This window comes from Acinetobacter sp. LipI_19 (genome assembly GCF_058242925.1).
Map to the genome: position 1 here is coordinate 1,416,782 of NZ_JBZAYK010000001.1, position 14,739 is coordinate 1,431,520.

At 39.5% G+C, this 14,739-nt stretch carries 12 protein-coding genes; 4 read left to right on the top strand and 8 right to left on the bottom strand.

Annotation, left to right across the window (positions count from 1 at the left end; genetic code table 11):
• Window positions 1-65: 65 nt before the first annotated feature.
• From benE to catA, 6 genes are all read right to left on the bottom strand, one after another.
• Window positions 66-1,292 (bottom strand): benzoate/H(+) symporter BenE, encoded by a 1,227-nt coding sequence (gene benE, locus AC4CVF_RS06815; RefSeq protein WP_490789125.1) that lies wholly within the window; start codon window positions 1,290-1,292, stop codon window positions 66-68.
• A 58-nt stretch (window positions 1,293-1,350) separates the two neighbouring features.
• Window positions 1,351-2,136 carry a benzoate diol dehydrogenase BenD gene (benD, locus tag AC4CVF_RS06820; protein ID WP_490789126.1) on the bottom strand — a complete coding sequence of 262 codons (786 nt, stop codon included), beginning with the start codon at window positions 2,134-2,136 and terminating at the stop codon, window positions 1,351-1,353.
• A 27-nt stretch (window positions 2,137-2,163) separates the two neighbouring features.
• Window positions 2,164-3,180, bottom strand: a complete 1,017-nt coding sequence (gene benC, locus AC4CVF_RS06825; RefSeq protein WP_004719894.1) for a benzoate 1,2-dioxygenase electron transfer component BenC — start codon at window positions 3,178-3,180, stop codon at window positions 2,164-2,166.
• A 106-nt stretch (window positions 3,181-3,286) separates the two neighbouring features.
• Window positions 3,287-3,796 carry a benzoate 1,2-dioxygenase small subunit gene (gene benB / locus AC4CVF_RS06830; RefSeq protein WP_336950936.1) on the bottom strand — a complete coding sequence of 170 codons (510 nt, stop codon included), beginning with the start codon at window positions 3,794-3,796 and terminating at the stop codon, window positions 3,287-3,289.
• Entirely contained in the window at window positions 3,793-5,193 is a 1,401-nt protein-coding gene (gene benA, locus AC4CVF_RS06835) for a benzoate 1,2-dioxygenase large subunit (RefSeq protein ID WP_490789127.1), read from the bottom strand. Before benA ends, benB begins: the two co-directional genes overlap by 4 nt.
• Before the next feature lie 82 nt (window positions 5,194-5,275).
• A complete protein-coding gene (gene catA, locus AC4CVF_RS06840) occupies window positions 5,276-6,196 on the bottom strand; it encodes a catechol 1,2-dioxygenase (protein ID WP_419820343.1) in 921 nt (306 codons plus the stop codon).
• Window positions 6,197-6,477: 281 nt separating this feature from the next.
• Here catA and AC4CVF_RS06845 point away from each other — a divergent pair, with 281 nt between their 5' ends.
• From AC4CVF_RS06845 to AC4CVF_RS06855, 3 genes are all read left to right on the top strand, one after another.
• On the top strand, window positions 6,478-7,404 hold the full coding sequence (locus AC4CVF_RS06845; protein ID WP_336950939.1) for a LysR substrate-binding domain-containing protein: 927 nt from the start codon (window positions 6,478-6,480) through the stop codon (window positions 7,402-7,404).
• Between the two features lie 461 nt (window positions 7,405-7,865).
• Window positions 7,866-9,239: an MFS transporter gene (locus AC4CVF_RS06850; RefSeq protein ID WP_490789128.1), complete on the top strand. Its 1,374-nt coding sequence runs from the start codon at window positions 7,866-7,868 to the stop codon at window positions 9,237-9,239.
• Window positions 9,240-9,347: 108 nt separating this feature from the next.
• Window positions 9,348-10,613: a DcaP family trimeric outer membrane transporter gene (locus AC4CVF_RS06855; protein ID WP_490774108.1), complete on the top strand. Its 1,266-nt coding sequence runs from the start codon at window positions 9,348-9,350 to the stop codon at window positions 10,611-10,613.
• A gap of 457 nt (window positions 10,614-11,070) precedes the next feature.
• Here the strand turns inward: AC4CVF_RS06855 and AC4CVF_RS06860 are convergent, their stop codons facing one another.
• Both AC4CVF_RS06860 and AC4CVF_RS06865 read right to left on the bottom strand, forming a co-directional pair.
• Complete coding sequence (locus AC4CVF_RS06860) at window positions 11,071-11,982, bottom strand: alpha/beta fold hydrolase (protein ID WP_490774107.1); 912 nt, start codon at window positions 11,980-11,982, stop codon at window positions 11,071-11,073.
• Between the two features lie 8 nt (window positions 11,983-11,990).
• On the bottom strand, window positions 11,991-12,542 hold the full coding sequence (locus AC4CVF_RS06865) for a PadR family transcriptional regulator (protein WP_004719902.1): 552 nt from the start codon (window positions 12,540-12,542) through the stop codon (window positions 11,991-11,993).
• A gap of 168 nt (window positions 12,543-12,710) precedes the next feature.
• On the opposite strand from AC4CVF_RS06865, the gene AC4CVF_RS06870 reads away from it, so the two are divergent.
• Window positions 12,711-14,735, top strand: a complete 2,025-nt coding sequence (locus tag AC4CVF_RS06870) for an oxidoreductase (protein ID WP_336950943.1) — start codon at window positions 12,711-12,713, stop codon at window positions 14,733-14,735.
• Window positions 14,736-14,739: the final 4 nt, after the last annotated feature.

Sequence of the window (14,739 nt, forward strand, 5' to 3'; positions counted from 1 at the left end):
TATTACATAAAAATCCCATCGAACTGCATGGGATTTTATACTGATTATTAAGTGAATATATTGGTTTATTGACTTTGCGGCGAATCTTGTATTGGAGTAGGAATGGCAGCCTTTGATTGTTGTCGAGTTAAAATCAAGTGTGCGATCATGCCAATACAAATTCCCCAGAAAACCGAACTAAATCCTAAAAAATGCATACCTGATACAGTGGCAAGAAAAGTAATGATGGCAGCATCTCGTTGTGTTTCATCTTTCATTGCAATACCAAGATTGGTGGTAATTGCTCCGAGTAAGGCCAATCCAGCAAGTGCCGCAATCAACTCTTTGGGAAGTATGCTAAATAGCATCACCAAACTGCCTGCAAATAATCCCCCTAAAATATAGAAGATGCCATTGGCAATACCTGCGATATAGCGTTTTTCTTTCAGTTCATGCGAATCTTTACCCGTGCAAAGTGCAGCAGTAATCGCTGCTAACACAATCGTGATTCCACCAGTAAAAGCCACAGCAATAGAGGTGATACTGGCTATGCTTAAAATCGGTTTAGCAGGTGTTTCGTAATGATTCAGTTTGAGAATTGCCATACCCGGCAAGAACTGACCCGTTAAACTGACAATTGTAAGTGGAATTGCAAGGTTTAATGTAGAAGACCAGGTCCACTCTGGGCTGATCAGAACAGGAACTGCCAATGAAAAATCCATTGGTACTGGATTGATTTTTCCAAAGATAAAACTGAGCGCAATACCTGAAAATAATACCCAAATTATGGCATAGCGAGGTGAAAAGCGTTTTGCCAGTAAAAAACAGATCAGCATACCAAAAACCACATAGGGCATTGTGTCAGTAGCTTTAAACAGACCTAAACCAAACTGGAACAAAATTCCAGCCATCATTCCCGCTGCCAGCCCTTGTGGTATCCATTTTAAAAGTTTGTCAAAAGAACCAGTAATCCCAATGATAAAAATAATGATTGCAGAAGTAATATAGGCTGCAACAACTTCATGGAGAGAAATATGCGGAAATAGAGCCACCAAGAGCGCCGTTCCCGGTGCTGACCATGCAGTAATAATCGGCGTTTTAAACTTAATGGATAAAATTATTCCAGTGATTGCCGCACCAATAGAGCTCCCCCAGATCCATGATGCCATCATGGTTGAGGAAACATTGGCTTGTTGAGCGGCCTGAAAAAAAATGATCATTGGCCCTGCATAAGAAATCAGTACAGCTAAAAATCCTGCAACTGTCGCTGATAAAGACCAATCTTGTTTTAACGTTTTGAACAGGGATGCCATTGGGCAAAGCCTCCATGCATTGAATTTCAATGATCCTGCTATATAAAAAAGACCAGCTTTAACCCTGATCGCCACCACCTACAGGAACGATTGAACCTGTCATATAAGAGGATTCATCAGACGCAAGAAATAATATTGCATTGACCTGTTCCTTAATCGAACCATAACGGCCCATAAAAGTACGATCAATGGTTTGATCTACCACATCTTGCATCCATTGTTTTTCATTTTCGGTCAATGCCGTAGTATTGCGTAGGACTTTACGTGGAGGTGCTTCTGTACCACCAGTCGCAACAGCATTAACCCGGATACCATCTTTGGCATGTTCAAATGCAAGTGCTGTGGTTAGACCATTTACACCACCTTTTGAGGCTGAATAGGGCACTCGATGAATACCGCATGTTGCAATAGAGGATACATTAACAATGGTACCTTTTTGATTTTTGATCATTTCGGGCAGGACTGCTCGACAACACCATAGAGTTGGAAATAGCGAGCGATGCACTTCTTTGATAATTTCTTCTTCAGAAAACTCTTGAAACGGTTTCATCCAAATTGCACCACCGACATTGTTAATCAGAATGTCAACACGGTTATAGCTTTCAATAGCTTTAGCAACGACAGCTTGAGCACCCGCTAAAGTTTCCAAATCTGCATGGACGGTGATTGCATCACCGCCATTTTTGCTAATTTCAACAAGCACGTCTTCGACATATTCTGAACGATCGGCCATAACCACATGCGCACCTTCCGCTGCCACTTGTAAGGCGACACCACGTCCAATACCTTGTGCTGCACCAGTAACAATGACAACTTTATTTTTGAATCTTAGGCGATCTGACATTCTTCTCAGCTCCTGAACAGTACGATTTTAGTTTGCAGAGAATTTCTCAAATAAGAAGTTTGCAGGTTTAATCCCTTCAGTATCCAACCAGCCTCGAACAGCTTCAACCATAGGTACAGGACCACATAAATAAACATCGACGTCACCGCCATTTAACCAGTCATTGTCAATATGACCTGTCACATAACCTTTGCGTTCATGTGTTGATTCAGCATGTGCAACGACTGTACGGTATTCAAACCATGGCAGTTTATTTTGCAGTTCATTGAGCTTTTCAAGTGCCACAAGGTCAAAGTCATTGGTTACTCCAAATACTAAGCGTACAGGGTGTTGTGAGCCTTTGTCTTCAAGTACTTGTAACATCGACATAAACGGTGCAATACCTGTCCCGCCTGCCAACATAACGACAGGACGAACTACATTACGAAGGTAAAAACTTCCAAATGGACCAGTAAAGGTCATTTTGTCACCCGCTTTGGCATTGGCACTTAAAAAGTCACTCATCTTTCCATTTGGAACATTACGTACCACAAAGCCTGTTAAGCGATTTCCGGGTTTAGAACTGAAGGAATAAGAACGCGTTTCAGTAGTTTGTGGAATTGCCACATTGACATACTGACCTGCAAGAAAATGAATATCGGGCTGACCTTCATCTAATTGAATATCGAAAGTGATGGTGGAATCAGAGAGTTTTTCCACACGAGATAATGTGCCTTGAAATGCATGAATTTCGGTTTTGCATACTTCAGATGAAGCTTGAATCTGGAATACTGCGTCAGAAGAAGGTCTGCATTGGCAGGCCAAGATATAGCCTTGTTCAGCCTCTTCTGGTGTTAAAGCATCTTCAATATAACTTTCTTCAGGCATGTCAAACGAACCCGATTCACAAAAAGCACGACATGTACCGCAAGCACCATCACGGCAATCTAAAGGAATATTGATTTTCTGGCGATATGCTGCATCAGATAAAGTTTCACCTTGTGTAACTGAGATAAAACGCGTTACGCCATCTTCAAATTGAAGAGCAACATTGTGGTTTGACATGGCTGAAAATCCTATAAAAATCTTTAAAACTTTTGAGTGCTTTAGCCAACTTTCCATTTGACTAAAGCAAACACCTCATATTTTTTACACCATTCGAGATAAAAAATTAGAGGTGGTAAATATCGATGACTTGATTGATGTAGTCATTTTTTAACACCACATATTTATTGAGAATCTGCGGTTGTGTAGCAGAAAAGTCGATGACATAACGAGACATACCAAAGTAGCTATAACTGTTTTTGTAACGAAAGCTCAGCGTATTCCAGTTAAAGCGGACTGTGACTTTGTCACCATCTCTTTCGATAATTTCAATATTGCTAATATTGTGGCAAGTGCGTGTATCAGGCATGGTTGCTGAAGAACGCTCAGTTTTAATCCGGAAAACACGGTCTTCCAAACCTTGACGGTCTGGGTAATAAATCAAGGAAATTTCAGACTGAGGATCTTCGGTTAAACGATCATCATCATCCCACGCAGGCATCCAAAAACATGCCGAGGGTGAGTAGCAGGCCAGCCATTGATCCCATTGTTCATCATCTAAAAAACGAGCTTCGCGGTAGAGAAATTGCGCAATATTTTCTAAAGAAATTTGATCGATGTTTGCAGTTGCATTCATGCTGTTGCTCCTTGCTTAGATGTTTCTTGTTGAGCAAGATTTTTTTCAGATTGAATGGCATGTTTCATCATTTCTAACCAGTATTGATGTTGGGCGAGATATAAGCCTTCATCTTCTGTTTTAATACCACTCAGTTTAGGTTTTAAACCAATTTCATTGGCCGCATCATCTGGGCCTTGAATCCAGTGTTTTGACCCACGACACATGTCATTCCATTCAAGCTCAATACCAGCATAACCCGCTTGACAAGCACGGAATTCTTCAAGGTCATCAGGAGTTGCCATGCCCGAAGCATTAAAGAAATCTTCGTATTGGCGAATACGTCGTGTACGTGCTTCAGGGCTTTCACCGACGGGTGCAATACAGTAAATCGTCACTTCAGTTTTATTGACTGAAATTGGACGTAATACACGAATTTGTGAACCAAATTGATCCATGAAATAGACATTTGGGTAAAGGCATAAGTTACGTGAACGTTCGATCATCCATTTCGACATTGGCGCACCGAATTTTTTAGTGTACTCATCAGCTTTTGGATAATTAGGACGATCTTCAGGATTTGCCCATTGAGTCCATAACAGCATATGTCCATGTTCGAAACCGTATGAGCCACCCCCTTGTTTGCCCCAAGCACCTGCACTCATTGCACGTACATTGTCATTTTCTTGCTGTTTTTCTTTACGTTGCTGAGTGGTCGCAGCGTAGTTCCAATGTACAGCTGAAACATGATAACCATCTGCACCATTTTCAGCAGTCAGTTTCCAGTTGCCTTCATAGGTATAGGTTGAAGCACCACGTAAAACCTCTAAGCCTTGCTCAGATTGATCTACAATCATGTCAATGATTTTGGTTGTTTCACCTAAAAATTCTTCTAAACTTGGCACATCTGGATTTAAACTGCCAAATAAAAAACCTTTATAGCTTTCAAAACGTGCTACTTTTTTCAGGTCGTGTGAACCTTCTTTATTGAAGCAGTCCGAATACCCAGCATCACTTGGATCTTTAACCTTGAGTAATTTCCCAGAGTTATTAAATGTCCATCCATGGAATGGGCATGTATAAGTCGCTTTATTACCACGCTTATGGCGGCAAAGCTGTGCGCCACGGTGTGAACACGCATTGATCATGGCATTTAATTCACCATTGCGATTACGCGCAATCATAATGGGCTGACGACCCATGTTCGTGGTGTAATAATCGTTGTTATTTGGAATTTGGCTTTCATGTGCCAAGTAAACCCAGTTGCCTTCAAAGATGTATTTCATTTCTAGGTCAAAAAGGGCTTGGTCTGTGAAAACAGAACGATGAAGTTTAAATTCACCCGTTTCAAAATTATCGACTAAGAGTTCGTCAATCCGATCAAGATGGCTGGTGTTTATAACAGGAATACGTGGCATATGGGTTCTCCGACTTTCCAAAAGAGAGGAAGTCCCCGAAGTGCTGCAATAGTGCAAACATTTCGGTTCCGTGCGTGTGGGTTTAAGCGCTTGCGCGACGACGATCTACTTCTGTAGATGGTGCTTTAGATTGTTCTTTTACCAGTGCTACATTGAATGAAATGCGTTTAAATGGTTTGTTGAGACCACGACGGGCAATTTCAGCTTCATCACTGATATCAATAGCTGTCGCCACTAAGCCCTCACGTGTTGCAAAAGCAAAATCATCCCAAAGGTATTGATCACCTTCGATGTTGAATTGTGTGGTTAATTTACGATAGCCGGGTGCAGATACGAAATAATGCACATGAGATGGACGGTTACCATGGCGACCTAATTTGTTCAGTACAAACTGAGTCGTCCCTTGCGGTGGACAACCATAGCCAACGGGCATAGTTGTTTGTGCAACATACTGACCATTGCTATCAGTCAATATGCTACGGCGGAGATTAAAATCTGATTGTGATTTATCGAAGAAAGAATAATTACCTAAACTGTTGGCATGCCAAATTTCAACTTTAGCATTTGGAATAATATTGCCATCTGTATCAGTTACCGTACCTTCAATAAATAGGGTCTCGATTTTATCGCTTTCTGATCCATCATCCATACGAGAAAAGCCGACAGATTCAGGCGCACCAGCGACATATAATGGACCTTCAATAGTACGGGGTGTACCACTTGTAATTCCAGCTTTAGCATCTGCTTCATCAGCACGTAAATCTAGATAATGTTCCAAACCTAAACCCGCTGCTAAAAGACCAAGTTCATTGGCTTGACCTGCATCGGTAAAATATTCTAGGCCTTTCCATAATTCGCTTTGTGAAATGTCTAAATCTTCAATGGCCTGGAATAAGTCAGCTAATAAACGTACCACCACTTGTTGTACGCGTGTATCAACTGCACCTATTGCAGTGTCTACATTCATTTGTTTGACCAAAGTGTCGATTTCTTGACGGTTCATACCAGATCTCCTGCAGTATGCGTGGTTTGGCATTGCATACGAAAAATTCGCTTGAAACTTTGCTGTCCACTTTCCATGTTCTTCATGCGCGAAACTTAAAGCTTAAACTGTTGAAAGTGATTCATTGGGCTAACAGAATGTGATTCTTTGGCTGGCTGTGAATATCAAAAGTTTTACAGTCTTGCTTTACATCTTGCTTTTGATATACCTTAAAAGAATGGATGATCGCTGTCTAAGATCAAATTTGCATTTTTTTATATCTTAAAGGTATGGAGTTTGAGATGGAACTCAGGCATTTGCGCTATTTTGTTGCTGTTGTAGAAGAACAAAGTTTTACTAAAGCAGCAGAGAAGCTTTATATTGCTCAGCCCCCACTGAGTAGACAGATTCAAAACCTTGAAGGTGAATTGGGTATAGCGCTTTTTGAACGAGGAAGCCGTCCTTTAAAAACCACAGAAGCTGGGCATTTTTTTTATCAACACGCTGTTAAACTTTTGTCTAATGCCGAAGAAGTAAAGTCCATGACTAAGCGAATTGGCTTAATTGAAAAAACGGTGACTATGGGTTTTGTGGGTTCTTTACTGTATGGATTATTACCCAAAATCGTTTATATGTTTCGCCAACAGCAGCCACATTTAAAAATTGAGCTGATTGAAATGAGTACCAAAGATCAAATTCAGGCGCTTAAAGAGGGGCGTATTGATGTTGGATTTGGACGTTTAAGAATTTCTGATCCTGCCATTAGGCGAGTTTTATTACGAGAGGAGCCGTTAATGTTGGCTGTTCATATCAGTCACCATCTCGCTACAGATTCTAAAGGCACTTATTTTGCCGATATTGCAGATGAGAACTTATTTCTTTACCCAAGTCATCCTAAGCCCAATTTTTCCACTCAAGTTCGTCATTTATTTTCTGAACATGGGCTAGATCCTAAAAATTTAAAAGAAGTTCGAGAAATTCAACTGGCTTTGGGATTGGTCGCTGCGGGTGAAGGCGTTTGTATTGTGCCTGAGAGTGCAAAAACCATTCAATTGCCGAATTTAATCTATATCCCATTGTTAGATAGCTCTGCAAAAAGTCCAATTTTTATGGCAATACGCTGTATGGATGAAAGCGAAAATATTCGGTCTTTATTTGATTGTATTTATCAGGTTTATGATTTAGAGGGTTTTCAATATGATCGTGCGAGCTTTACGACGATATATTAGGCTTCTTTCCTAAGTTCTTTTTTAAATCATAAATCAACATAAAATCCCCCTCATCCTAGCCTTCTCCCCCAAGGGAGAAGGGACTTTCAATACCAATTTTATTCACACCATATGATCATTTTTTCGATTTATGAAAAATCCATTCAGTCCAATCATTGAATGAAAAGTCATTTATAGATGTTATTTTACGTGAAAAGTAACATATTGAAAAATCAGAAAAAGTCGATTGATTTGTTCTAATACTCTAAAAATATCGAGATAATCATTAAAATAAAAAATAAATCATTGAAAATATAAAGCCCGATTTCTTTATTAATTCTTTTTAATCCCTTGTTTATTCAATAAAAAATATTAAACCGACTTTTAAGGTATGGATATATATGCAATCGGTTTTGGACAAAAAATAACAGCTGCCTCATTGTTTGAAAAAATTTCGTAGCGTTTCACCGCAGGAGGCAAAAGTGCAAACGAGTAAACTAAATATTAATCGCATCGTGGATGAAGCAAAATTCAGCCCTTTTCATTGGGGCGTTCTATTGTGGTGTTTATTAATTATTATTTTTGATGGTTATGATCTGGTTATTTATGGCGTAGCTTTACCTTTATTGATGCAAGAGTGGGAATTAACTGCTGTACAAGCAGGCTTGCTGGCCAGCACAGCACTTTTTGGCATGATGTTTGGTGCAATGAGTTTTGGAACACTGTCTGATAAGTTGGGCCGTAAAAAAACCATCATGATTTGTGTGGCTATTTTTAGTGGATTTACTTTTCTCGGTGCATTTGCATCAACCCCCGTTGAATTTGGGATTCTCAGATTTTTAGCAGGACTTGGTATTGGTGGTGTGATGCCGAACGTTGTGGCTTTAATGACTGAGTATGCACCTAAACGTATACGTAGCACACTGGTCGCTGTGATGTTTAGTGGCTATGCCATTGGTGGTATGACATCTGCCTTGCTTGGTGCTTGGCTGGTGGTCGATTATGGTTGGAAAATCATGTTTTATATCGCGATTATCCCATTCTTAGCTTTACCCCTTATTTGGAAGTTTTTACCTGAATCATTGATGTTTCTAACTCATCAAGGCAAGACCGATCAAGTGCGAGAAGTGGTACAGAAAATTGCACCGCAGCAACAGATTCATGCCTCGACTCAATTTGAATTAAATGAAGTCACTGCTGGTGATGAAGCACCGTTACGTGCATTGTTTCAGCAAGGTCGTCGATCAAGCACAGTAATGTTCTGGATTGCTTTCTTTATGTGTTTATTGATGGTTTATGCACTCGGAAGTTGGTTGCCTAAATTAATGATCCAAGCAGGCTATTCACTAGGTGCAAGTATGATCTTCTTATTTGCATTAAATATTGGTGGCATGGTTGGTGCAATTGGTGGTGGTGCTTTGGCGGATAAATTTCATATTAAACCCGTATTGACCATCATGTTTACAGTTGGTGCGATTGCGCTCATTTTCCTTGGTTTTAAAAGCCCACAATTCATTCTCTATACCTTGATTGCAATTGCTGGTGCAGCAACCATTGGTTCACAAATTTTACTCTATACCTTTGTTGCACAATTTTATCCTGCAACAGTACGTTCTACAGGTATGGGGTGGGCATCAGGCATTGGACGAATTGGTGCCATTGTTGGACCAGTCTTAACAGGTGCATTGCTGACCTTAGAGTTACCTCACCAAATGAATTTTCTTGTTATCGCTGTTCCTGGATTTATTGCAGCACTGGCAATATTCTTTGTGAATTTAAATGCTTCAGTGGAAAAAACTCAAACGGCCGAAGCACCAACAACTCAACAAAATATTGTTGGAAATACAATTAACTAAGCTCGTAAACCAAACTCACGCACAAACTGACTTGGTATTTCAGCCTGAATCATGAGGATTAAGGCTGGTTCAAAATAATCAATCGTAGAGAATAGGATGCTTTCTACAATGAAAAAATTTAACTACAACATTATTTTGGTGTCAATGGGATTACTTAGCCTAAATATGGCACATGCAGATTCATTAACAGAAGTTGAGCAGTTACGTAATGAAGTTAAACAATTACGTGAAATGATTGAACAACAGCAACAGGTGCAAAATAAGCAAATTGTGGCATTGGAAAACAATGTTAAAACGGCACAGGTTGTATCGCAGGCAAAAGATCAAAGCTTTGCACGAACAAAAGCAGGCGCAGAAGTAACACTATATGGGAATATCCGTGCGGATCTATTGTATCAGTCGGAAGGTGGAAGTGCCGATCGACTGTATAATCAGATCAATACCGTACCGCTTAAAGGCCATAATGAAAGTAGTGATCAATTAAAATCGACACTTGCCGCGACTCGTTTAGGTTTAGATTTTAAAACTGCTGACAAAGATATTTCTGGAAAAATAGAAGTTGATTTCTTAGGTGCGAATGATGGACTTAGAATTCGCCATGCCTATTTTAATTATGGTCAGTGGTTGATTGGTCAAACATGGTCTAACTTTGCAGTGCCTGATTATATGCCAGAAACAATTGATGCTTTGGGTTATGTGGGGGGCGCTGTTAAACGTGATGCACAAATTCGTTATACCCATAAATTTAATGCAGAAACACAGCTGGTAACGGCTTTGGAAGATTCCAAAGATGCCTTATCGAATATGCGGATCCCGGTTTTATCAACTCGATTAAATCAATCATTTGCTGATCGAGCGGGTGCATTGAGTTTGCGAGGCATGGTTAGTGAAAAGAGAACAGTTGCTGATAATGAACTCGCTTGGGGTGTTGGACTTGGAGCAAAATACGATATTTCTGCAAAAACCACACTTAAAGCAGATTATTATCATGTTAAAGGTGACTCCAGTTTAGTGTCATGGACGAACCAAGGCTTTACCATAGATGCCAATAAAAACATCATGGCGCTGAATCAATTTGACTCAATCACTGTTGGAGTGACGCAACAGTTTAACTCACAATGGCGAGGAACATTGGGATATGGCTATATGAAAGCGGATGAAAATCAGGAGTATATTCGATATTTAAGTGATCCAACCAAAGCCAATAAAACACTTTGGCAAGCTTGGGCCAATGTATTTTATAGCCCGAAAAAGCCATTAAGTTTTGGTCTGGAGTATGTTTATGGTGAGCGTAAAGCCTTTGTTGCAGCGCCTAATGGACAGGATACAGGTGAGGACAATCGTTTTAATGCGGTTGCGATGTATAATTTTTGATAAACATTTCTATTAGTCTTCTTACGAAAATAGGCTTTTAGAGGATATTAAAATGAGGTTAAGTCTTTAAAAAATATCAAACTTATATCATTCTATAAATGTTAATTCATATGGTGATAAAGTTTGTACGGCCATACCTTGCATTTAAAGTTTAAATATATTTGCGTAGGCGATGCCTCCCTTTTAAGGGATGAAAAGGGACAAAAATTCTATGTTGGGTGAGAGGTACGTCCTGTACCCCCACCCAACAGCGACATCCATGTCGCCTCACGATAGAATGACCATGTATGATTCAATAATATATAAAGCTGTTTAATTTATATGATGATCAATTTATGGATTGGTATTAAATAACGACTTTAAAAGCATTTTTTAAAAATAACATGAGTAATTTGATGAAAAACCTCTTTTAATTTGATTTAAATGAGGTTTTTATATTTTTCGTTATTCGTTTAAATTAAGCGGATTCTTTTAAAAATAAACGGATTGCATGACTAAATTTCACAGGTTCTGTAATAAGCGGCGTATGCCCTGAACGTTTAAAAATAATATTTTTTGCATTGGCTAAACTGTCGGAAATTTGCATTTGACCTTCAGCAGGATAGAGGGATGACTTTTCCCCAATAAAGAATGTAGTTGGACATTCCAATTGTGAAATTGCCTGACGATAATCTTCATCATGGTTTAGATAATTATCGATATACCATGTTAAATAATCCATTCGACGGATAGGCAATAAATGTTTTTGTAATTGAGGATGTTTAAGCGCCAAATTAAACATAAAGGGGCTTAATTTATTACTGCCTTGAATTTTAATAAAATTTAACCAAATTTGAATCAATTCAGTTCGTGGTTCAATTGGTAATTCATCGACAAAACGATAGTTTGAATATTGATGTAAAAAATCAGAGAAGTCTTTTAGCAATCTTTTAATTTTAAAATACTTTTTCCCAAATAAACCAAATTCCCATGTTTCATCCGTTGGAATTTTAGGGGTTTGGTCAATGTGTAGATAAGCTTTGAGTTTTTCAGCCAAATTGCCATATTGCATCCCATGCATGGCAGTGGTTGCTCCCATGGAATAACCCATAAGAATAAAATTATTTAAATTCAGTTGATCAATTAAGCTGTCAAGGTCACGCCAATGGTTGCTAATCGCATCGATTTCTTGAGGGATCTTACAGGTTCTAGAGCCACCAAATCCGCGCCAATCTGGGATATAAAATTTATAATGTTTGATATTAGGCAGTAAAAAGGGAAGCCATTGCCAACTATGCATGCCTAAACCAGACAAAACCAGTACAGGTTCACCCTGACCAATTTCACGGACAAATAATTTTTCACCATCTGGCATTGTATAGTGTGGCATGCAGTTTCCTATGAATTCTCTTTATTCTCAAACGCTTTAAGCTGTGGAATGACTTGGTCGAGCCAATTGATCCAGCCCATTTCTAAGTCTATACCCAATTGTAAAATCATTTTGTGAATATATAAAGTTCGATCCAGTTGCTCGATTTGTTCAAAATCTTTGGAAAAAATCTGGCGGTATAGTTTTAAATTTTCACGATGTAATTCTAAATGACGCTCAAGTTCAGGTAAAACAGTATTTCCACCAAATTGTGCTTCTGCCCGTAAGCGAACCATAATTTCTTCGCGAAGCTGGGCAGGTTGGCCTTGTTTGACCATCCAGTCTGCCAGTTCGACGCGTCCAAGTTGCTCAACTTGATAGGTTTTTTTACGGCCATGATCAGACTGATCTTCAAGTGTGGAAATCCAGCCTTTCTTTTGCATGCCGTTAAGTTCACGGTAGATTTGTTGATGCGTTGCATTCCAGAAGAATCCCATAGATCGGTCAAAGCGTCGCGCCAATTCAAAACCTGTACTTGGCTTCTCTATCAGACTGGTCAATAAAACATGGGCTAATGACATTGTGTAATATCACATCAACAAAATGAATATAAAGTCATTATGCAACATGTTGCATAAAAATCAAATCTCGATTATAAATACTCACACTATGCAACTTGTTGCATTAAACAGATATGAAGTGTCATTTAACAGATTGATAGCTAGCGAGAGCACGCCAAGGGAGTTCACATGTCTAATTATCCGCATTTACTTGCGCCTTTAGATTTAGGCTTTACCACATTAAAAAACCGTGTATTGATGGGTTCAATGCATGTTGGACTAGAAGAAGTCCAAGGTGGATATGAACGTATGGCTGCATTTTATGCAGAACGTGCAGCAGGTGGTGTTGGCTTAATTGTGACGGGTGGTATCTCGCCCAATGATCATGGGGTAACATTCTTTGGTGGTTCAAAACTGGATCATTTAGAAGAAGCAGAAAAACATAAGGTCATTACCAAAGCTGTGCATGATGCTGGCGGTAAAATAGCACTGCAAATTTTACATACAGGTCGTTACTCATATCAGCCTGAAAATGTTGCACCATCTGCGATACAAGCGCCCATCAATCCAACTAAACCGCATGCTTTAACTTCAGCAGAAGTTCATCAAACCATTGCAGACTTTGCCAATTGTGCAAAATTGTCACAAATCGCAGGTTATGATGGTGTGGAAATCATGGGATCAGAAGGTTATCTGATCAATGAGTTTATTGCTGCACGAACCAATCATCGCGATGATGAATGGGGAGGAAGTTATGAAAACCGTATCCGGTTCCCGATTGAAATTGTCAGAAGAACACGTCAGGAAGTCGGCGAAAACTTCATCATTATCTATCGTTTATCTATGCTGGATTTGGTTGAAGGTGGCTCTACACTTGAAGAAGTAATTCAACTTGCGAAAGAAATTGAAAAAGCTGGTGCAACCATTATCAATACTGGAATTGGCTGGCACGAAGCACGTATTCCAACCATTGCCACCAAAGTACCGCGTGCCGCATTTACTTGGGTGACTAAAAAATTAAAAGGTTCCGTCAAAGTTCCTTTAATTACCTCGAACCGTATCAATACGCCTGAAATGGCTGAGCATGTCTTGGCTCAAGGTGATGCCGATATCATTTCGATGGCGCGCCCAATGCTTGCAGATTCGCATTTTGTATTGAAAGCTGAACAAGGCCGTGCTGATGAAATCAATACCTGTATCGGTTGTAACCAAGCTTGCTTAGATCATATTTTTTCAATGAAAATTGCAACGTGTTTGGTCAATCCACGTGCATGCTATGAAACTGAACTTATTTTTAAAGAATCACCAGAAGCTAAAAATATTGCTGTGATTGGGGCAGGTCCAGCAGGACTTAGTTTTGCAACATATGCAGCTGATCGTGGACACAAAGTCACAATCTTTGAAGCATCTAATCAGATTGGTGGTCAGTTTAATATTGCAAAAACCATTCCTGGCAAAGAAGAGTTCTATGAAACTTTACGTTATTTTAAACGTAAAATTGAATTACAACCGAATATCAAACTGGTACTTAACCACACTGCAAGCTATGAAGAGTTAGCGACAGGTGACTTTGATGATGTTGTGGTGGCTACAGGTGTAACGCCTCGCCATTTAAATATTGAAGGTATCGATCATCCAAAAGTTTTGTCATATATCGAGGTTTTACGCGAGCGTAAACCTGTCGGTAAGAAAGTGGCAATTATTGGTGCAGGCGGTATTGGTTTTGATACTGCTGAATATCTTTCTCATGAAGGTGAAAGTGGCAGCTTAAATCCACAAAAATTCTATGATGAATGGGGAATTGATACATCATATGAACATGTGGGTGGCTTGAAACAACCTGAGATCGAACAATCTCCTCGTGAAATCTATTTACTGCAACGTAAAGCCAAATCTGTTGGTGCTGGTTTAGGCAAAACAACAGGTTGGATTCATCGTACAGGTTTAAAACATCGTCATGTCAATATGATTCCTGGCGCAAGTTACGACAAGATTGATGATCAGGGCTTACATATTACGGTTGGCGACAAAACCATGATTTTAGATGTCGACAATGTGGTGATTTGTGCAGGCCAAGAACCTTATACAGCAATGTTTGATCAACTCCAAGCTGATGGAAAATCTGTACATTTGATTGGTGGTGCAAAAGAAGCGGGCGAGTTAGATGCGAAGCGTGCAATTCGCCAAGGTGCTGAATTGGCAGCTGTGATTTAAAAGA